The sequence below is a fragment of the Planomonospora antibiotica genome (assembly GCF_014647955.1).
GTDB lineage: Bacteria > Actinomycetota > Actinomycetes > Streptosporangiales > Streptosporangiaceae > Planomonospora > Planomonospora parontospora.
In genome coordinates this window covers 37,700-55,917 of the sequence record NZ_BMQE01000003.1, presented here as the reverse complement: position 1 = coordinate 55,917, position 18,218 = coordinate 37,700, and the positions used below count along the sequence as shown (strand labels likewise).

17 protein-coding genes are annotated in these 18,218 nt (G+C 70.8%); 2 read left to right on the top strand and 15 right to left on the bottom strand.

The features are described 5' to 3' along the window. Nucleotides 1-659 precede the first annotated feature (659 nt). The gene (locus tag IEZ06_RS03555) at nt 660-1,769 is read left to right on the top strand and encodes a hypothetical protein (RefSeq protein ID WP_203871808.1); all 1,110 of its coding nucleotides are present in this window, start codon (nt 660-662) and stop codon (nt 1,767-1,769) included. 150 nt (nt 1,770-1,919) lie between these two features. On the opposite strand, the gene IEZ06_RS03550 is transcribed toward IEZ06_RS03555, so the two are convergent. The 3 genes from IEZ06_RS03550 to IEZ06_RS03540 form a co-directional block, all read right to left on the bottom strand. Beyond that, a complete protein-coding gene (locus IEZ06_RS03550) occupies nt 1,920-2,321 on the bottom strand; it encodes a PIN domain nuclease (protein ID WP_189235198.1) in 402 nt (133 codons plus the stop codon). After that, nucleotides 2,318-2,545 carry a type II toxin-antitoxin system VapB family antitoxin gene (locus IEZ06_RS03545; RefSeq protein ID WP_189235197.1) on the bottom strand — a complete coding sequence of 76 codons (228 nt, stop codon included), beginning with the start codon at nt 2,543-2,545 and terminating at the stop codon, nt 2,318-2,320. The genes IEZ06_RS03550 and IEZ06_RS03545 overlap by 4 nt, the downstream gene beginning before the upstream one ends. A gap of 196 nt (nt 2,546-2,741) precedes the next feature. Then, nucleotides 2,742-3,284, bottom strand: coding sequence for a TIGR03086 family metal-binding protein (locus IEZ06_RS03540; protein WP_189235196.1), 543 nt, complete (start codon nt 3,282-3,284; stop codon nt 2,742-2,744). On the opposite strand from IEZ06_RS03540, the gene IEZ06_RS37450 reads away from it, so the two are divergent. Continuing rightward, nucleotides 3,274-4,230, top strand: coding sequence for a DUF6597 domain-containing transcriptional factor (locus tag IEZ06_RS37450; RefSeq protein WP_308427600.1), 957 nt, complete (start codon nt 3,274-3,276; stop codon nt 4,228-4,230). The genes IEZ06_RS03540 and IEZ06_RS37450 overlap by 11 nt on opposite strands. 80 nt (nt 4,231-4,310) lie before the next feature. Here the strand turns inward: IEZ06_RS37450 and IEZ06_RS03530 are convergent, their stop codons facing one another. From IEZ06_RS03530 to IEZ06_RS03475, 12 genes are all read right to left on the bottom strand, one after another. Then, nucleotides 4,311-5,006: a trypsin-like peptidase domain-containing protein gene (locus IEZ06_RS03530; protein ID WP_189235194.1), complete on the bottom strand. Its 696-nt coding sequence runs from the start codon at nt 5,004-5,006 to the stop codon at nt 4,311-4,313. A 305-nt stretch (nt 5,007-5,311) separates the two neighbouring features. Further along, entirely contained in the window at nt 5,312-6,856 is a 1,545-nt protein-coding gene (locus IEZ06_RS03525; RefSeq protein ID WP_189235193.1) for an RICIN domain-containing protein, read from the bottom strand. A 35-nt stretch (nt 6,857-6,891) separates the two neighbouring features. Next, nucleotides 6,892-7,719, bottom strand: coding sequence for a PulJ/GspJ family protein (locus tag IEZ06_RS03520; protein ID WP_189235192.1), 828 nt, complete (start codon nt 7,717-7,719; stop codon nt 6,892-6,894). Continuing rightward, a complete protein-coding gene (locus tag IEZ06_RS03515; RefSeq protein WP_189235191.1) occupies nt 7,719-9,461 on the bottom strand; it encodes a putative Ig domain-containing protein in 1,743 nt (580 codons plus the stop codon). The genes IEZ06_RS03520 and IEZ06_RS03515 overlap by 1 nt, the downstream gene beginning before the upstream one ends. A gap of 358 nt (nt 9,462-9,819) precedes the next feature. Next, nucleotides 9,820-10,455, bottom strand: coding sequence for a type 4a pilus biogenesis protein PilO (locus tag IEZ06_RS03510; RefSeq protein WP_189235190.1), 636 nt, complete (start codon nt 10,453-10,455; stop codon nt 9,820-9,822). Next, complete coding sequence (locus IEZ06_RS03505) at nt 10,455-11,177, bottom strand: PilN domain-containing protein (protein WP_189235189.1); 723 nt, start codon at nt 11,175-11,177, stop codon at nt 10,455-10,457. Before IEZ06_RS03505 ends, IEZ06_RS03510 begins: the two co-directional genes overlap by 1 nt. Beyond that, nucleotides 11,177-12,214 carry a type IV pilus assembly protein PilM gene (pilM, locus tag IEZ06_RS03500; protein ID WP_189235188.1) on the bottom strand — a complete coding sequence of 346 codons (1,038 nt, stop codon included), beginning with the start codon at nt 12,212-12,214 and terminating at the stop codon, nt 11,177-11,179. The genes IEZ06_RS03505 and pilM overlap by 1 nt, the downstream gene beginning before the upstream one ends. A gap of 66 nt (nt 12,215-12,280) precedes the next feature. Beyond that, nucleotides 12,281-13,069 (bottom strand): prepilin peptidase, encoded by a 789-nt coding sequence (locus IEZ06_RS03495; protein ID WP_189235187.1) that lies wholly within the window; start codon nt 13,067-13,069, stop codon nt 12,281-12,283. A gap of 82 nt (nt 13,070-13,151) precedes the next feature. Further along, nucleotides 13,152-13,628, bottom strand: a complete 477-nt coding sequence (locus IEZ06_RS37445; RefSeq protein WP_307811650.1) for a prepilin-type N-terminal cleavage/methylation domain-containing protein — start codon at nt 13,626-13,628, stop codon at nt 13,152-13,154. A 123-nt stretch (nt 13,629-13,751) separates the two neighbouring features. After that, the gene (locus IEZ06_RS03485; protein ID WP_229797754.1) at nt 13,752-14,975 is read right to left on the bottom strand and encodes a type II secretion system F family protein; all 1,224 of its coding nucleotides are present in this window, start codon (nt 14,973-14,975) and stop codon (nt 13,752-13,754) included. Between the two features lie 54 nt (nt 14,976-15,029). Continuing rightward, on the bottom strand, nt 15,030-16,145 hold the full coding sequence (locus IEZ06_RS03480; RefSeq protein ID WP_275414858.1) for a type IV pilus twitching motility protein PilT: 1,116 nt from the start codon (nt 16,143-16,145) through the stop codon (nt 15,030-15,032). A gap of 180 nt (nt 16,146-16,325) precedes the next feature. After that, a complete protein-coding gene (locus IEZ06_RS03475) occupies nt 16,326-18,005 on the bottom strand; it encodes a GspE/PulE family protein (protein ID WP_189235185.1) in 1,680 nt (559 codons plus the stop codon). Nucleotides 18,006-18,218 lie beyond the last annotated feature (213 nt).

The following is an 18,218-nucleotide window of genomic DNA, read 5'->3' as shown; positions in this document are numbered from 1 at the left end:
TAAGCTGACCCTTCATCCTTGTTCCCTACATCTACCAAAAGTAGGGGAAGCTCAACGGTTTCGTTATGAGGACGTTGTCTAGCTGTCGAAGCACCTGCCTGAAGCACTCCGAGCTCGTGGAAGACGTGATGTGGTGCATCTTTGCTGAAGTCACGATGGTTAACTTGTGCACCATTGTTCACATAAGGAGAGAAGTGGTGCGTTTAGGTTGCTCTCCGGACTTTATGGGAGGATCAGAGCTACCGAACTGATGGTTCCTGGCACAGCTGGCCCAGGGGATTGCCGGCTCTCTCCTATAGACGTGGGATGTGAGCTGTATGCGGGCCAGCAAGTCTGGACAGAGGGATAAGCCGCAGGTGGGAGAGGGATCGGGGAGGGGCCTCCGGAGCCGGGAGCGCAAGTTCGAATCTTGCAGGGGGCACCAACCGAAGGCCAGGGCAGACACCGTCTGACCTGGCCTTTCACTTTCTCCTGCGGCGGCCCGGTCCTGCCATCCTGCGACGTCCGGAGACACCGGATGACGGACGCTGCGGGACAGCCGTGGGACATGATCGTTCCGGACTGGAGGAGCGTCGGCCGCCTGGCGTTCTATTGCCTCTGATCGGTTCGTGCTGGCATCATCCGAACATGATCGAGAGAATCGAGTCCTTCGTCCGCCGGTGAGCGTGACGACCGAGCCTGGATCGCTCGGACCCCGAACTACTCTGTTCACCCACGCATTGCATCTGCACCGGCAAGATCCGGATTCACCCCTGCCTCGTGACGGGGAGCCGTACCCCGACGAGGAGAAGCACCGCCGGCGGTCCCGGCCGGATGCGCCGGAAGACCGGCGGTTCATCGGGATGGACATCGCCGCGATCCTGGACGCGCACTTCGCCAAGGCTGACGCGCCACCCGGCGAGCTCGCCGATGCGTTCCATGGCCTCTACGTCCCGATCCACCACAACGAGCACATCGCCGCTGCGGCGCTGCGAGCGGACAAGCACCGGGTTCAGCGGACCGGCCGATGGCTGGTACGGCACAGCAGAGATCGCTGTTCCGCCACCGTGGGACTGGCGCTGCTCGCCGTCGGCTGGGCCGAAGAGGACACTCCGCTGATCCAGACGATCGGCCTGCTGTCGAACCACTTCGGCCCGCTGACCGCCGACGCCCTGCGACGCCGCCACAACGGCGAACAGGCACTGCTGTGGCTGGCCGAGAGGGTCACCGGCTGGGGACGGGTCTACATCGTCGAGGCGCTCTGTCAGATGGGCGCCTTCCAGGCGCGCTCGTGGTTGCTGAGGCATGCCTGCGATGGCGACTACCTCAATGGTTACTTCGCCGGCAAGGTCGCCACCGCCGCTCATCTCCAGGAAGCGATCACTCGGCCTGACGTTGACGACGACCTGGTCGACCACACCGGCCGGTTGCTGAACGTCATGGCCGACTGCGGCGGCATGGGGATGACCCTGGAGCGCTATCCGCCAGCGCGCGTCGTCCTGGAGGCGCACGCCGGTCACCTCAGCCGTCAGGAGCCGACCGTGAACAGGTATGTCGGCGCCGCGACGCTGGCAGGCCACCTGACCCGGCAATCACCGCAGCGGCTGGGCTGCACCCCGGAACAGCGAGACCACATCCTGCAGCGGTACCTCGCGGTCCTCGACCGGGAGGACTGGAGTCGGACGGTCCGCGCAGGACTTGACCGCAACGGCTACTTCTTCACCTGGTTCGTCGAGAACGTGGCAGTGCCGCTGCGCCTGCGGGCCTTCACCGATCGCGAGGAATGGTGAATCACGAGGCCGATCGGTTGCCGGATGAGGTACGGCGGGCGAGAGTCGGGGATGGGGTTGCGGACGATGACGGAATCGTGCATGAAGCCGGGTCCCAAGGGGGAGAGGCCTCGCCGGGATCTGGTCCGGTACGGAGGAAGCGGCGCCCGATCAGCCGATTCGGCGTACGGATTGTCCGGTCAGGCGGGAGATGGTGTCGAAGTCGTTGTCCGCGTGAAGCACGGTGAGCTTGTGATGCCGGGCCGTCACCGAGATGAGCAGATCGATCGGAGATGCACACTGATGCCACCCCTTGTCCGCTAGATCGCGTTGCAGCTCGCTTGTCTCTTCCCAGGCCGAATCGGGGATTGCGTAGTAGGGGAACGTGTCCCGGAGCAGGCCGTCCGCCTCGTAGAAGGCCGGTCGGCCGCCGACGGCGCGGAGATATTCCTGCCTGACCGGTTCGCAGAGGCCGACGAGCCCGGCGGAGACGGTCTGATCCCATTCTGAGCCGACCTGGCCGCGGTAGAAGCGGATCAAGGCACTGGTGTCGGCGAGATACAGCTCCGTCATGCCACGTTCTGCCGTGTGCCGTCGTCATTCTTCTCTATGACCGAGAAGTCGATCTCCCCCTCGGCCACCATCTCGCGCATGCGGGCCACGGCCGCCGCCCGTCTGCGCCGGTCGACGATCTCCCGCAGGGCGGCGTTCACCGTGTCTTTCTTGGACGAGGTGCCGAGCAGTCTTGCGGCTTCCGCCAGCGCCTCGTCATCAAGGTCGATCAGGGTCTTGGCCACGGCATGCCACCTCACTTATATATACGAACTGAAAACATTATATCCATGGGCGGTGGTCGCGAAGGGTTTCCGGCCGAAGCCCGTGTGGGGCGGCGTGCTGGTGCCGAGGCCGTCTGGACCGGGGCGGCCGGAGAGATCGATACTCGCGGAGGCTTCCAGCTTCCTGCGGAGGTGGCCGGGCTTCTCGCGGAGAAGATCACGATGTCCAGGCCGGATCCCGGCCGATGGCGCCGAGCAGGCGGTCGAACTCCGGGGCGTCGGCCGGCACCGCCACCGGCGGCCCGAAGACGCCGCGCTCCCTGCCCGTCTGCACCATCCGGCCGGTGAAGTCCAGCGCCCGCGAGACGGCCTCGGGCTCCGGCTCGTACCGCTGACCGGTGGCCCTGGCCAGGTCCCAGCCGTGCACCACCAGGTCGACGAGGTACATGTGGGCCAGCGTGCCCATCGGCAGGCCCATGGCGGGGCTGGTCCCCTCCCATGCCTCGCGCCGCGACCAGGCGGCGAGCGTGCGCTGCGCTCGCTCGGGGAAGTCGCCCGCATAAGGTCCCTGCTCGACGTACGGCCCCTTGCGCCCCAGCGACTCGAACAACTCCGCCACCCACTCCAGATGGTTGATCAGATCTTCGACGTCGAACTCCGCGCACGGCGTCGGTGACCCGAACTGCTCCTGCCGGACCGCACGCACCAGTTCCGAGGTGCTTTCGGTGGCGCGCGCCATCAGCGGCATCATGTCGTCCATGGCAGCCAGGATGACCCGCTCACCCCGGGCGCGGCTTGTAGAAACGCGACGGCGCGGCTGGGTCGACCCGTACGGGGGGCTCGGCGCCTTCGATTTCATCCGCCATGCGCCGTCACCCAGGGTTTCGGCGTATGTGGAACACTTCTGGGTCGTCACCTGGACCGATCTCGCCGAGCCGTACGAACAGCGCATCGTCTCGCATCCCACCGTGAACATGATCATCGGCCCGGACTTCCACCGGATCGCGGGGGTGATCAGGGGCGGATTCTCCCACACGATGCGGGGCAGCGGGCGCATTCTCGGCGCACGCTTCCGGCCCGGCGGCTTCCGTCCGTTCCTCGGCGGCCCGGTCTCCGAGCTGACCGGCCACTTCGTGGAGATCGGTGAGATGTACGGCACAGCGGGTGCGGCCCTGGTCGAGCAGGTGCTGGCCGAGCCCCGCCCCCGGTCGGCCGTCGCGCTCACCGAGACGTTCCTGCTGGGGCTGGGGCTGGGGCTGGGGCCGGAGCAGGATCCGCTGGTCGAGGAGGTCGCGGCGCTGGTCGCAACGGCGGAGAGCGACGTGTCCGTGACCAGGGTCGACGAGCTGGCCGCCAGATCGGGGCGGTCGGTGCGCTCGCTGCAGCGGCTCTTCCGGGACTACGTCGGTGTCGGCCCCAAGTGGGTGATCCGCCGTTTCCGGCTGCACGAGGCCGCGGAACGGGTCCGTCAGGGCCTCGGCCTCGCCGCGCTGGCCGCCGAACTCGGCTATACCGACCAGGCCCACCTGACCCGCGACTTCACCGCCGCGGTCGGCATGCCACCCGCGGCCTACGCCCGGCTCGGGAGCGAGGCCCGTCCCGGCGGTCACCGGGAGTCGTCTCCGCAGCACGGCTCGTCTGGCCCGGAGGACGCGGTCTTGGCGCTCGACGAGTTCCAGGTGCGGCACGAGGAGATCGTGCAGTGACGTCTCACCGCCGAGGAGCCGGCGGATGTCGTCCATACCGCCACTATGGGATCTCGAGCGGCTTGAGGCTCAAGCCCCGATCAGTCGCAGTCCCGGGTGCCGACCGCCTCGGTGAGCCGGGCTCCGGCGCGCGCCTGAGGGGCGATCTCCGACGCGGTGAGGGCGTATCCGACTCCGGCCTGGTCGGAGGCCGAGGCGAAGAGCATGCCGTAGACCCGGCCGTCGGGACTGAGGAGCGCGCTTCCGCTGCCGCCCTGCTGGACCTCGCCGCGGATCGTATGGACCTCGCGGACGACGTCGGCGGTCTCGTAGAGGTCGCGTCCTGAGGCGTCCTGCGTCGCCGTGATCGTCGCCGGAGTGGCGGAGAAGCCCGCGCCGTGCGGGTGACCTGCGATGACGGCGGGAGCGTTCCGGCCGGCCTCGGCGAACCGCAACGGCTGTGCCCGCAGGGTCGGTACGTGGAGGACGGCGACGTCCCGCTCGGGATCGAAGAGCACGACCTTGGCGTCGTGCACCTTCGACCGGTCGTCGATGATGCGCTGCCGGTGGTCGACGCCTGCGACGACGTGGGCGGCGGTCATCACGTGGCCGGGGGCGTAGACGAATCCGCTGCCCTCGATCACCTTGCGGCAGCTGCGGGCGATCCCCGTCACCTTCACCACTCCTCGTCGCGCCGCCTCCGCTGCGGTGGAGACTGCGGGCGGGGACGGAGGAGCGGAGGGATCCGAGGCCCGGACCGCCATCTTCGTCAGGGCGAACACGGAGGCGGCGGACACCGAGACGATCAGAAGAACGGCCCCTGTGACCCGGCGCCAGACATGTGAGCTGCTCGGAGCGGGCGGCGGAGGGAGGTCATGGGACATGCGAGGTGGCGATTCTTCTCTTCTGTCGGATTCAACGGAGAAGTCTCGCACAGGCCGAGGACCGGCTCCGATCCCATGGCGTTCTCGGCGACATGGAGATTGCGCCGGTCGACGTGCGTCTCATACACGTTGTGGCCGCCGGTCGGCGTACGTCTCGTACGCGTCGTGGCCGTCCGTCACCGCCCGAGGGTGTCCCGCCGGGAGGGTGTCCCGCCGGTTCACTTCTCGGTGATGTCCGTCAGCGGCAGCGGCCGGTTGAAGTTGGCCGGGGCGTTCCACTTCTGCAGCTCGGAGCCGTCGCAGACGGCCACCTTCGCCTTGCTGGTGCCGTCGCTGTGCGTGTCGGGCTGGAGCACGTCGAGGTCGGTCGGGGTCAGGCAGTTGCCGTAGTGGTCCACGATGCGGTAGCTGGTGGTGTAGTCGCCGGTGTCGCCGTACACCTTCCAGGTGAGGTTGGCCGCCAGCGAGCCGGTGGCGGTGCAGGCGGCCAGCGTGACGTACTGGTTGGCGGCGGTGGAGGCGGGGCTGCGCAGGCAGTACCCGGCGCCCGAGTCGTTGACGGTGCGGATGCGGCCGGTGGCGGGGAGTCCAGGGGTGGTGACCTTGGGGAAGGACCACTTCTGGTTCCAGCGGACGTTGCCGTCGGGGGCCTGCTTGCAGAACCAGACGATCATGTAGGGCCGGGTGACCGTGAAGTCGGTGACGTCCAGGCACCGGCTGAACTGCCGGAAGTTCACGAGCTGCCCGGTGGGGGCCCCCGCCATGCCGGTGCCGACGCCGGTCTGCGCGCGGAAGACCTGCCTGTTCAGGGTGGTGCCGCACGATCCCAGCACGACGCCCCCGGGCGCGCCCGGGTTCTTCAGGTTGAAGCAGAAGGAGTTCGTGGTGACGCCGTTGCCGGTGCCCTGGAAGTTCGAGTTGTCGTTGAGGCTCCACTGCTGCCGCGGCGTGCGGCCCTTGCACGGCTGGAACACCACGTTCGCCCCGGTCTTCTGCGGGGAGCCCGCGTCGAGGCACATGCCCAGCGGCGCCCTCGAGGTCCCCGAGGTCCCCGAGGTCTCCGAGGTCTCCGAGCCCACCAGCTTGATGCTCAGGTCCTCGGTGTAGACGAACCGCTGCCGGCTGGCGCCGGGCTGGCACCTCTGCATCTGGAGCGGGGTTTCCGCCTGGGGGGACGCGTCGGGGCCGGCGTCCATGCAGAGCTGCGGCGAGGCCGGCTGGGCGACGGGGATGGCCCCTCCGGCGATGTTCGCGTTGGTGGTCTGGAACGCGTAGATGGCCTTGATCGTCCGGGTGCCCGCCGTACCGGCGGCGAAGGCGGCGTCCGGCGCCTCGGCGCCGGTGGACTCGATCAACGCGGTGGCCGGCACGTCCGTCGGGGCGCAGCCGAGCTCTTCGTCGGCGGCGTCACGATAGGTGATTTTCACCTGGTAGCGGGGGGAGCCAGTGCCGTCCCCGGGGAACAGGCCGCCCGTCAGATCGCAGGAGGGCAGCCGCTCCACCAGGCCGTTGCCGTCGGCGTCCGCGGCGGCGCGGATCTGCCCGACCGCGACGTCGACGCCGGCCTGGGCGGCGTGCAGCGCCCGGACGCGCTCGGAGGCGGTGCGGGTGGCGGTCATCTGGTTGACCACCACCGGCACCAGCAGCGCGCTCAGCGAGATGCCGACCAGGGTGAGCAGCAGGGCCAGGGGCATGGAACCCCGGTCGGAGGCGGTGCGGGGGAGCCCCCGCCGCGGACGGCCGCCTCTCGGCGTGCGGGCCACGGCGGTTTCCCTCCGGCGTAGGGTACGGGTCACGACTACGGTCTTCCTTCGGAGCAGACGTTGGCGGCCGGGGTCTCCCGGGATGTGTTCAGTGCGGTGAACGTGACGTCGAGGTTCGAGGTGCGTTCGTGCTCCCCGGTGCCCACGCGGCTGGTCAGGTGCAGCTCCAGCCGGTGGAAGTCGGGGGCGAAGTCGGCTCCGGTGGAGCCCACGCCGGAGCCGCGGTAGGGCCGGGACCCGGCGGGCTGGAGCACGAAGGGTTCCTTCGCGGTCCCGCTCGGCGAATCCGCCTTCAGGCCGTCGACCGCGATCTCCGAGGCCAGCGTCTCGCCGGGCCGACCCTCCGCGGGCGGCGAGCCGGGCGTCCACCGGACGAGTTGCAGGACTCCCCGGTTCACGTCGAGCCGGAGCTGCCCGCACATCGCCTGCCCGGTGTGCGCCTGCCCGGTCTGTGCCTGCCCGGTCTGTGCCTGCTCGGTCCGCGGATACTCCACATAGGCGAACTCCACATACCGGTTGCCCCGGATCGGGGCGCTCGGCTGGGAGATCCAGGTGGCGTAGCGGATCTCCCTGTCGAGCCGCTGGAACGCCGTCTGCAGCTGGGACTGGGAGGCGGACAGGGCCTCGACGCCGTTGACGGCCCGGTAGACCTGGAGCACCCCGGTCGTGAAGATCACCATCATCACGCCCATGAGGGAGATGGAGACCATCACCTCGGTCAGCGAGAGGCCCGCGTCCCCGGCGGGCCGGGCCCGCCGGAGGCGTCCGGAGCGGGTCCGGTCCCGGCCCGGGAGCGGGTGCCGGAGCCCGTCCTGGCCCCGGCGCGGCGTCCCGTGGGGCGTTTCGCGCGTCGCCGGGCCCATCACCGCACCACCCAGGTGAACATCAGTGCCGCGGCCTTGTTGGTGGAGTCCTCCACGCGCAGCGTGACGGTGTAGGTGCCCCGGGTGGTTGGCCTGCCCGTGATCCTCGCGGACTGGCGGCCGACGGGGGCGATGGTGAGCCCGGGCGGCAGCCCTTCCGCCGACCAGGTGTTGTAGCCGCTGTTGCTCCCGCCCTCCGCCTCGGCGGTCAGCGAGACCTGCACGCCGGCCGTACCGGTGCGGTCGGGGGCGGCCGGGTCCGGGAGCGTCACGCTGAGGTCGTTCGGCTGCCGCGGCCGGACCCGCCAGGGGAACGTCGTGGAGACCTCGTCGCCCGCGTCGTCCCTGACGTACACCGTGGTGAGGTACCGGGTGCCCTGCCAGGCGGTGCCGTAGATCTCACCCGTCGCCGGGTCGATCCGCAGGCCCTCGGGCAGGTTCTCGGCGCGCCAGGTGTACGGCCCGTCGCCGCCGGTGGCCCTGAGGCGGACCCCGTCGACCTTGTCCCGGATGTGATTCGCCCGGGCGTCCGCCTCGGCGAGCTCCAGCGTCAGGACCTTCCAGGTGAACGTCACCGCGTCGGTCTTCCCTCCCTTGTCGGTGACCTTCACGGTCACCGTCGTCGTCTCGCGGGCGGTCGGGGTCCCGGAGACGCGACCCGTCGACGCGTCGATCGACAGGCCCTCGGGCAGGCCGGTGGCCGACCAGGTCAGCGCAGGCCGTCCTCCGGTCACCGGCATCGCCAGCGAGACCGCCGTACCGGCCCGGGTCACCTGGTCGCCGGGGTCGGTGAGCGCGGGCAGGTCGAAGACCGTCCAGGTGAACTGGACGTCGTCGGTGTCCTGCTGCCGGTCCGTCACGGTGACGGTCACGGTGGAGGTCACCGGGGAGGTCCCGGGCGCGGTCGGGCGGCCGGTGACGAGGCCGCCGGTGGACATGCTCAGGCCGGCGGGCAGGCCGGCGGCCGACCAGGTCAGCGGGAGCCGTCCTCCGGTCGCGACGAGCTGCAGGCTCGCGTCGGTGCCGCGGTAGCCGTACTGGGCGCCGGGATCGGTCACCGAGGGCGGGGGCCGCTTGACGTTGAAGATCGGCTCACTGGTCGGGCTCATCAGGGTCGAGGTGACGTACACGCACTGCCCGTCGGAGCACCCCTTGTGCTTCCACTCCACCGCGACCACGACGCGGAAGAACCGCACGTCCGCGCTGCCGGGGTCAGGGACGTCGGTGCAGGCGCGTTCGGCGGCGGATCCGGCGATGGGGGAGGTCTGCTGCCAGCAGCGGCCGACGTACCAGGTCCGGGTGTACTCCACGCCGTTGACCGAGACCTTCTCGGGCTCGGTCGGCAGCGGCGCGGAGGCGCCGGCGCCGGAGCCGGAGCCGGCGATCAGGGTCGGGTCCCAGGCGGACTCCGTCGACTCCAGGTGTTTCCGTACTTCCCGTACGGCGGGATGGGTTGCTTCGGGATCGGTTGCTTTTCCCCACCAGACCTTCACCCGATCCTCCCCCCGTCCCGCGAGCAGCGCAGACCCCTTGAGGGCGCGTGCCCGCTCGATGCCGTCGCCGGCCAGCTGGACGGCGACCTGCCGGCTGCGCTGCTGGCCGGTGAAGGCCAGCGAGTTGGTGAAGAACACGGTCAGCGACGCCATGACGGTGCCGATCACCGCCATGGAGACCAGCACCTCCATCAGGGTGAAGCCCGCCTCGCCGTCACCGCGCACGGGCGCGGGCACGCGGCCGCGCACGGCGGACCTTGCGGACGCCCGGCCGCGCACGGCGGGTCGCCGGGACGCTCGGCCGCGCACGGCGGCGGGGGCCGGCGGCGCGGTGCGCGCCCCGGCCGCCCGGCGGTCGGCTCGACCGGCTGGCATCACGCCTCCTGGGTTCCGTCGTCTGGGGGCCGTCCTCGAAGGACGGGCTACCTGTACCGATCGGCGGCTGCGGGCCGCTGATTAGCGCTCGCGGGGAATTTCCGGGTGGCGCCGTCCCCATCGCGGGTCGTCATGCTGCTGCGTGCCGTCTCCGTCACGGGTCGCCACACCGCTCGAGTCGCCTCCGTCGGCGAGCCGCCCGCTATGCCGCTGCGTGCCGCTCGCCGGGTCGCTACGAGCCGTTCCCGCCGGCGGCCGGGGGAGCGGCGGCCGGAGCGGTCTTCGCCCCGTCCGGCGGGGCGACGAAGATCTTCAGGTTGACCACGGTGCTCAGCGCGCCGCCGCCCTCTGCGCCCTCCTCGCCCTCGTCGTCCCCTCCGCCGAGCGTGACGCTCTCGACGAGTACGGCCCGCGGCTGCACCCGCTGGATCTGATCCAGGAACTCCTCCGCCTCGGCGGCGCCGCCGGTGACCGTCACGGCCACGGACAGGTGGTGCATCACGGCGTCGGCGCCTTCGAGTTTGGCGGGATCGCCGACGTTGACGCCCTGCAGGAAGACGCCCGCCGCCTCGCCCGCCTGCTGGAGCTGCTCCAGGAACTTCTCCGAGTCGGCCGTCGCGGGCAGCGCCCTGCGGGCCTCCGCCAGCTCGGACCGGTACCGCGGCAGGTCGGCGTTCTCCCGCTCCAGGTCGGCGAGCCTGCTGCGCAGGGTCGCCACCTGCGTCTGCGCGGTCTCGGCCTCCCCGTGGAGGCGGTCGGCCTCGGCCTTCTCCGGGCTGATGAGGAGGAACCAGCCGGCGACGAGCAGGACGGCGGCGGCGAGGACGCCGCCGATGATCCAGAGCCGGTCCGTGCGTCCCGAGAACATCAGTCCCCCTTCTTGGCGGTGTCCGCGGTGTCCGCGGTGTCGGCGGGGTCGGTGTACCGGCCGCCGAGGGCGGCTTCGGTGAGGTCGGCGCGTACGGCGAAGCCCACGCCGGACTCCTCCTCGCGCACGTCGGTGAGGAGCGGGTTGCCCAGGCCGGGTATCCCGCCGAGCGCGTCGACGTACTCGGTCACGGCCTGCTTGCCGCCGGCCGTGCCGGTGATGCTCAGCTCGCCGACCAGCTTCTCGCCCGAGGTGTTGAGCTGATCGGAGCCGGCCGCCTCGGCGCCCCGCTCGTTGACCTTGCCGCTGACGCTGACGAGTTCCACTCCGGCGGGCGCGGCCTTGCGGACCGAGGAGAGCACGGTGGCCCACCGCAGGTCGTTCGCGAGCAGGGTGGAGAGCCGCGCCTCGATCGTCTCGGCCTGCGACCGGACGGTGACGAGGTCGGAGAACTCCCGCTGCTGCCGGATCAGGTCCTGCACGTCGGCCTGGGCGACGGCCACGGCGTCCTCGGCCTCCGCGGTCTGCTGGCGGGCGACGACGTACCAGCCGGCCAGCAGCATGGCGAACACGGCGAGGGCGGACAGGACGATCGCGCGGGCCCGGTGGCCCCGGCGCGCGGCCGTGATCTCCGGCGGAAGCAGGTCTGCCGCGATGGACAGCGGCCGGAACGGGTCCAGGACCGGCGCCCCGGACTCGGGTGGGGTGAGGGTGGTGGTCATCAGGCTGCTGCTCCCATGGCGAGGCCGATCGAGACCGCGGCGGCCGCGCGGAACCGGTCGAGGTTGTCGTGCTTGCCGCGGCGGCCCTGGCGGATGCGCACCGTGGGGTCACCGGGCACCACGTCGATGCCGAGCTGCGCGTGCAGCATCTCGACCAGGCCGGGCATCAGGGAGCCGCCGCCGGACAGCACCATCCGGGTGACGCGGGTCGGCTTGCTGCCGGAGCCGAGATAGGCGAAGGAGCTGCGGATCTCACCGATGAGGGGCCGTACGGCCTCGCGGACCACCGCGGCGGCGGCAGCGGCCTCCTCGCCGTCCTGGTCCTCGCGGACGCCGATGCGGCACTTGAGCTCCTCGGCGGTCGGCACGTCGACGTTGAGCCGGGCGGCGACGGTCTCGGTGACCTCGGCGCCGCCGCGGGGGAGCGTCCGGACGATCAGCGGCACGCCGTCGGTGTGGGCGATGACGCTCGTCGACCGGGCGCCGATGTCGACGATGGCCTCCACCTGCGAGTCCAGGCGCGAGGCGGCGCGCAGCAGCGCGAAGGAGGCGAGGTCCACACGGGCGACGTGCAGCCCGGCCTGCTCGACCGCCTGCACGGCGGTGAGCACGGCCTCCTTCGGGGCGGCGATCAGCAGCCCGCGCACGGTCTCCTGGGTGCCCGGGTCCTCCAGGGGGAAGAAGTCGAGCAGCGACCGCTCGACCGGGAGCGGGAGCGCGTCGCGGACCTGGAACGGCAGGGACCGGCGCAGTTCGCGGGCGGGGAGGTTGCTCACCGACATCTCGCGGACCACGAGCTGGGGGTTGGCCACGCCGATCACGACCCTGCGGGTGCGGAACTTCGTCGCCGACCAGAGCCGCTTCAGCTCGGCGGTGACGGCCTTGGCGTCGTGGACGACGCCGCCCTGCACGGCGCCCGGCGGGAGCGGGGCCATCCCGGAGTTCGTGATGACCGGGCCGTCCTTGCCGCGGGCGGTCTCCACCGCGCGGATCGACATCGAACCGATGTCCAGTCCGATGGGGTTGACGGTGGCCATCAGGTGCTCCTCGTCGTGGAAGGCGGGCGGGGTCGGGCGGTGGGTCGCGGGGGTGCGGGGCCGGGGTCAGGCGGAGGGGAGGAGGAGGGCGCCGTACCAGGCGGCGATCGGCCCGGCGGCGAAGAGGGCGAGCAGGGCGCCGGCGAGCATGGCCGGGCCGAACGGCAGGGCGGTCTTGCGACCGGCCCGGCCGGTGGCCAGCAGCGTCACCCCGGCGATCCCGCCGAGCAGGAAGGCGGCGAACGTGCCGATCACGACCGCGCTCCAGCCCAGCCAGCCCAGGTAGAGGCCGAGCAGCCCGGCGAGTTTCACGTCGCCGAAGCCCATCCCTCCCGGGTAGAACCAGGCGAGCGCGAAGTAGAAGGCGTACAGCGCGGCCATCGCGGCCAGGCCGCGCAGCGCGGCCGTCCAGCCGGGGCCGGCGAGCGCCGCGGGAAGCAGGAGCAGGGCGCCGACGGCGTACGACGGCAGGACGATCGCGTTCGGCAGCCGCTGCACGTCGAGGTCGATCATGGCGAGCGCCACCGCGACCGCGGCGAGGTAGAGGTAGGCGGGGAGTTCGGGCGTCGCGCCGAGCCGGGCGGCGACCGCGGCGAACAGCAGCGCGGTGGCCAGCTCGACCAGCGGGTAGCGGACGCTGATCGGCTCCCGGCAGGCGGCGCACCGGCCGCGCAGCGCGAGCCAGCTCAGCACCGGCACGTTCTGCCAGGGGCGGACGGGGGCGGAGCAGGCGGGGCAGTGCGAGCCGGGCCGCAGCAGCGACTCGGCCCGCGGCACCCGGTGGATGACCACGTTGAGGAAGGAACCGACCAGCAGGCCGAGCAGGGCGGCCAGGGCGGGCACGAGCGCGTCCATCGGGGTGTCTCCTTCCTCTCGGTGGGTTCGCTACGGGGTCCGGTGGGGCGGCACGGTTCGCGTGCCGCCCCGCCGGGTTGGGTCAGGAGGTGGTGCCGCCGGCGCAGGTGGTCATCGAGACGGTGCCCGTGGCCTTCTCGACTGAGCCGCCCTTGGCACTGTCGTACACGTACACCGCGCCGGAACCGCCCTCGTTCTTGGCGCAGATGAGGTATCCGCCACCGCTGGTGGACGGCTTGATGTAGGACAGCTCGGTGCCATCCGAGACGGCTACATCCTGCGCGTCGGTGGTGAAGCCGAAGGATGTCTTCTGGCTCACCTTGTCCGCCGCCGGGTACGCGTTGCTGTTCACCGTGTAGAAGTTCTCCACGGCGGTGATGGCGCCGCGCACGTCGGACTGGGCGGCCTTGTCCGCCGCGCCCTTCTGGTAGTTCATGTACACCGGGATCGCGATGGCGACGAGGACGCCGATGATCACGACGACCACCAGCAGTTCGATGAGGGTGAAGCCGCGGTCGCCGTGCGCGCGCGTCTGCAGACGCCGGAGCGTTGCCTTCATGGTGAGACTCCTGTGAATCATTTTTTGGGATGGGGAGTGACGTCCCGGACGGTCGCCCTGACGCCGGTCCGGCCTCGCGGCCGGTCATTCCGTGGCGCGCACGGAAAGCCTGTGAGGGTCGTGCTAGCCCTGGATGTTCTGGTAGATCGTGAACATCGGCAGGTAGAGGCAGAGGACCATGCCGCCGACCACGACGCCCATGACGATGACCATGAGCGGCTCGATCGAGGCGGTCAGCGACTCCGCCGCCGTGTCGACCTCTCTGTCATAGAAATCGGCAACCTTGTCCAGCATCTGACTGATTTGCCCGCTCTCTTCGCCCACTTCAATCATCTGCGCGACCATCCGCGGGAAGACCGGGTGCTTGGCCAGCTGGGCCGACATGGGCAGGCCGTCGCGGACGGACGACTGCAGGTCCTTCGTCGCCTCGGAGATGACCGCGTTGCCCGTGGTGGCGCCGACGACCTCCAGCGCCTGCATCACCGGCACGCCGACCCCCAGCAGGACGCCGAGGTTGCGGGAGAACCGGCTGACGGCGATCTTCGCGAACAACTTCCCGAAGACCGGCAGGCGGAGCTTCAGCCTGTCGAACGCGAGCCGCAGGGCGGGTCTGCGCCCCAGCTCCCGCCGGAACAGGAAGGTCGACCCCAGGACGGCGCCGACGAACAGCGGGCCCGACCAGAGCAGGCTGTGGCTGGCGTCGACGAGGATCTGCGTCGGCAGCGGCAGCTCCCCGCCGAACTGGGCGAACATGCCCTCGAAGACGGGGACGATGAAGGCCAGCACGCCGGCCACGAGCACTCCGGTGAAGGCCAGGACGATGACCGGGTAGGTCATCGCCCCCTTGATCTTCCCGCGCAGGGCGGCGTCCTTCTCCAGGTTGACGGCGATGCGTTCCAGCGCGCCGTCCAGGAAGCCGCCCGCCTCGCCCGCCTTGACCATCGCGACCATGATCGCCGGGAAGACCTTGGGATGCCTGCCGAGCGCCGAGGAGAGCGAGACGCCCGCCTCGATGTCCACCCGCACCTCGCTGATCGCCTTCTTCAGCGACGGTTTGGTCGCCTGGTCCTCCAGGACCGACAGGGAGCGCATCAGCGACATGCCGGAGGCGGTCATGGTCGCGAACTGGCGGGTGAAGACCGCCAGGTCCTTGAGCGTGGTACGGCCGCCGAGGCCGGGGATCGTGAGCTCCCGGCGCAGCAGCGAGCCGCCCTCGGAGATCGAGACGGGGACGAGGCCCTGCTGGCGGAGCTGCTGGGCCGCGGCCGCCTCGTTGGGGGCCTCGATGGTGCCCTTGGCCCGCTTGCCGCCGAGGTCGACGGTCTGGTACTCGAAGGTCTTGGTCACCGGCACGGGATCACACCCATCCGATACTCGAAGGTCTTGATCACGGGCACGGGATCACGCCCATCCGACGAGGCGCCTGAAGTCATCCGCCGCGTGGCAGATGTCGAGCGCCTGCTCGAAGGTGACGAGTCCCTGGCGGACCCGCTCGGCCAGATGCTGGTCGAACGAGAGCATGCCCTCCCCGCCTCCGGCCTGCATGAAGGACGGGATCTGGTGGCTCTTGCCCTCGCGGATCAGGTTGCGGATCGCGGGGGTGGCGACCATGAGCTCCGCCACGACCGTGCGGCCGAGGCCGTCCGCCCGCGGCAGCAGGGTCTGGGTGACGACGCCCTGCAGGGCCGTGGACAGCTGCATGCGGATCTGCGCCTGCTGGTGCGGGGGGAAGATGTCGATCACGCGGTCGATCGTCTGCGCGGCGCTCTGCGTGTGCAGGGTGGCCAGGACCAGGTGACCGGTCTCCGCGGCGGACAGCGCCGTGGAGGTCGTCTCCAGGTCGCGCAGCTCGCCGACGAGGATGATGTCCGGGTCCTGGCGCAGCGCGTGCTTGAGCGCGTCGGCGAACGACGCGGTGTCCGCGCCGACCTCGCGCTGGTTGACGATGCACATCTTGTGCTGGTGCAGGAACTCGATCGGGTCCTCGATGGTGACGATGTGGCCCGAGCGGGTGCGGTTGGCCAGGTCGACCAGGGCGGCGAGGGTGGAGGTCTTGCCCGAGCCGGTGGGCCCGGTGACCAGCACGAGCCCGCGGGGCAGCTGGGCGAACCTGGCCACCGCCTCCGGCAGCCCCAGCTCCTCCAGCGGCTTGATCGTGTGCGGGATGGCGCGGAAGACCGCCCCGTACGAGCCGCGCTGCCGGTAGAGGTTGGCGCGGAAGCGGGAGACGCCCTCGATGCTGTAGCCGACGTCGAACTCCTGGTGGCGTTCGAAGTGCCGCCACTGGTCCTCGCTCACCACCGTGCGCAGCAGCACCGCCGTGTCGCCCGGGGCGAGGGGCGGGTGACCCGGTAGCTGCCGCATCCGGCCGTCCACCCGGACGGTGGGCGGGGCGCCCGCCGTCAGGTGCAGGTCGGAGCCTCCCTCGCGGACCAGGGCCACCAGCATCGCGTCGAGGTGCCCGCGCGCGCCGTCGAGGTCGACCCCCGGGCGGCCGGGCGCCTGCACTGTCTCCATCGGAAATCTCCTTGCCGTACTGATGCCGGACTCTTCGGCCGGTGGTGCCCGGATCTGAGCCGGATCCGAGGGGCGTTCGTGCCCGGATCCGGCGGTGTTCGTGCCTGGATCCGAGCGGTGTTCTTGGCCGGACCCGAGGGCGGTGCGTGCCGGATCCGAGGAGGGCGGGTGCCCCGCGCGTCAGATCGCGACGCGCAGGACCTCCTGGATCGAGGTCTGGCCGGCGGCGGCCTTGGACAGGCCGTCGGTGCGCAGCGCGAGCATGCCCTGGGCCTCGGCGACCCGCTGCACCTCGCTCGCCGAGGCGTGCTGGACGGTGAGGCGCTCGATCTCCGGGGACATCGGCATGACCTCGTGCAGCGCGATCCGACCGCGGTAGCCGGTGTTCGCGCAGTTGCGGCAGCCGGCCGGCCGCCAGAGCCGCTCCGGCAGGGGCAGGTCGCCGGTGGGCCACCGGGCGCCGGCCAGCTCGGCCTCGGCCGGGACGTACTCCTCCTTGCACCAGTCGCACAGCCTGCGCGCGAGCCGCTGGGCCAGCACGCAGTCGACGGACGAGCCGACGAGGAAGGGCTCGATGCCCATCTCGGTCAGGCGCACGACGGCGCTGGGCGCGTCGTTGGTGTGCAGGGTGGAGAGCACGAGGTGGCCGGTGAGGGCGGCCTCGACGGCGAGCTGGGCGGTGGTCCGGTCGCGGATCTCACCGATCAGCACGACGTCGGGGTCGGAGCGCAGGATCGCCGGCAGCACGGCCGCGAAGGTCAGCCCGGCCTTGTGGTCCACCTGCACCTGGTTGATGCCGGGCAGTCGGTACTCGACCGGGTCCTCGACGGTGATGATGTTGACGGTGGGCTTGCTGATCGCCGCGAGGGTGGCGTAGAGGGTGGTCGACTTGCCCGAACCGGTCGGCCCGGTCACCAGCACCATGCCGTGCGGCTTGGTGAACGAACCGGAGAAGCGGCGGTGGTTGTCCTCGGTGAAGCCGAGGCTGTCGAGCTTGAGGTTGATGCCGCCGGTGTCGAGGACGCGCAGCACGATCTTCTCGCCCCACACGGTGGGCAGGGTCGCGGTCCGCAGGTCGACCTTCCGGCCGTTGATCATGACGGTGATGCGGCCGTTCTGCGGGATCCGGCGCTCGGTGATGTCGACGTTCGACATGATCTTCAGGCGGGAGATGAGGGCCGACTGCACGTGCCGGGGCACGGTGTCGACCTCGTGCAGCACGCCGTCGATGCGGTAGCGCACCCGCATGTCGTGCTCGGTCGGCTCCAGGTGCAGGTCCGAGGCGCGGTTCTGGATGCCCTGCTCCAGCAGCGAGTTGACGTACCGGACGATCGGCGCGTCCTCGTCGACGGAGTTCAGGTTCGAGACGGTCTCGGCCTGGTGCTCGGCGCGGAGCGTCTCGCCGAGGTCGCCGAGGTCGTTCTCCTCGCGCTTGAGCCGGTCCATGATGTGGCGCAGGTCGCTGCGGGCCACCACGACGGGGCGGACCGTCAGCCCGGTCGCCGCGCGCACGTCGTCGAGGGCCAGCACGTCGCCCGGGTCGGTGATGCCGACGGTGATCTCGTTGGTGTCCTCGTCCAGGGAGAGGCCGAGGACGCGGTGCCGGAGCATCAGGGAGAGCGGGATCTTGGCCATCGCGGCCGGGTCGATCGGGTAGCCGACCAGGTCGACGCTCTTGATCCCGTACTCGATCGCCGAGGCCTCGGTGAGCTGCCCCTCGGTGACGATGTTGTCGTGGATCAGCACCGCGCGCAGGGAGCGCCCGGTGCGCTCGGCCTCCCCGGCCGCCCGCTCCAGCGCCTGCGGGTCGACCCCCAGCTGCTTCAGTGCGTTGAGCAGCGGCGAGAATAGCTGGTTCATTTCACCCCTAGCAGCGGCCTTCGCCGACTCGGTCCCCGTTACGGAAACCCCATCGGCCGCCGGGCGCGCCATCTGAGTCACTTCTGGGCGGTTCGAGCCCTTTCCTCCGGTGGAGGTTCGCGGCGGAGGTCCGCGCCGGACGGCGGCTTTTGGCACGGCGGGGACCGGGTAGGGCTCCGGCGACGACCCCGGGCGGCCCGATGAGGGAAGGGC

Excerpts from the sequence above, each read along its gene's own strand:
- IEZ06_RS03550 (WP_189235198.1), bottom strand. The coding sequence starts at position 2,321 with ATGACGGAGCTGTATCTCGCCGACACCAGTGCCTTGATCCGCTTCTAC.
- IEZ06_RS37450 (WP_308427600.1), top strand. The coding sequence starts at position 3,274 with ATGTCGTCCATGGCAGCCAGGATGACCCGCTCACCCCGGGCGCGGCTT.
- IEZ06_RS03540 (WP_189235196.1), bottom strand. The coding sequence starts at position 3,284 with ATGGACGACATGATGCCGCTGATGGCGCGCGCCACCGAAAGCACCTCG.
- IEZ06_RS03520 (WP_189235192.1), bottom strand. The coding sequence starts at position 7,719 with ATGGGCCCGGCGACGCGCGAAACGCCCCACGGGACGCCGCGCCGGGGC.
- IEZ06_RS03510 (WP_189235190.1), bottom strand. The coding sequence starts at position 10,455 with ATGTTCTCGGGACGCACGGACCGGCTCTGGATCATCGGCGGCGTCCTC.
- IEZ06_RS03505 (WP_189235189.1), bottom strand. The coding sequence starts at position 11,177 with ATGACCACCACCCTCACCCCACCCGAGTCCGGGGCGCCGGTCCTGGAC.
- pilM (WP_189235188.1), bottom strand. The coding sequence starts at position 12,214 with ATGGCCACCGTCAACCCCATCGGACTGGACATCGGTTCGATGTCGATC.
- IEZ06_RS03495 (WP_189235187.1), bottom strand. The coding sequence starts at position 13,069 with ATGGACGCGCTCGTGCCCGCCCTGGCCGCCCTGCTCGGCCTGCTGGTC.
- IEZ06_RS37445 (WP_307811650.1), bottom strand. The coding sequence starts at position 13,628 with ATGAAGGCAACGCTCCGGCGTCTGCAGACGCGCGCGCACGGCGACCGC.
- IEZ06_RS03480 (WP_275414858.1), bottom strand. The coding sequence starts at position 16,145 with ATGGAGACAGTGCAGGCGCCCGGCCGCCCGGGGGTCGACCTCGACGGC.
- IEZ06_RS03475 (WP_189235185.1), bottom strand. The coding sequence starts at position 18,005 with ATGAACCAGCTATTCTCGCCGCTGCTCAACGCACTGAAGCAGCTGGGG.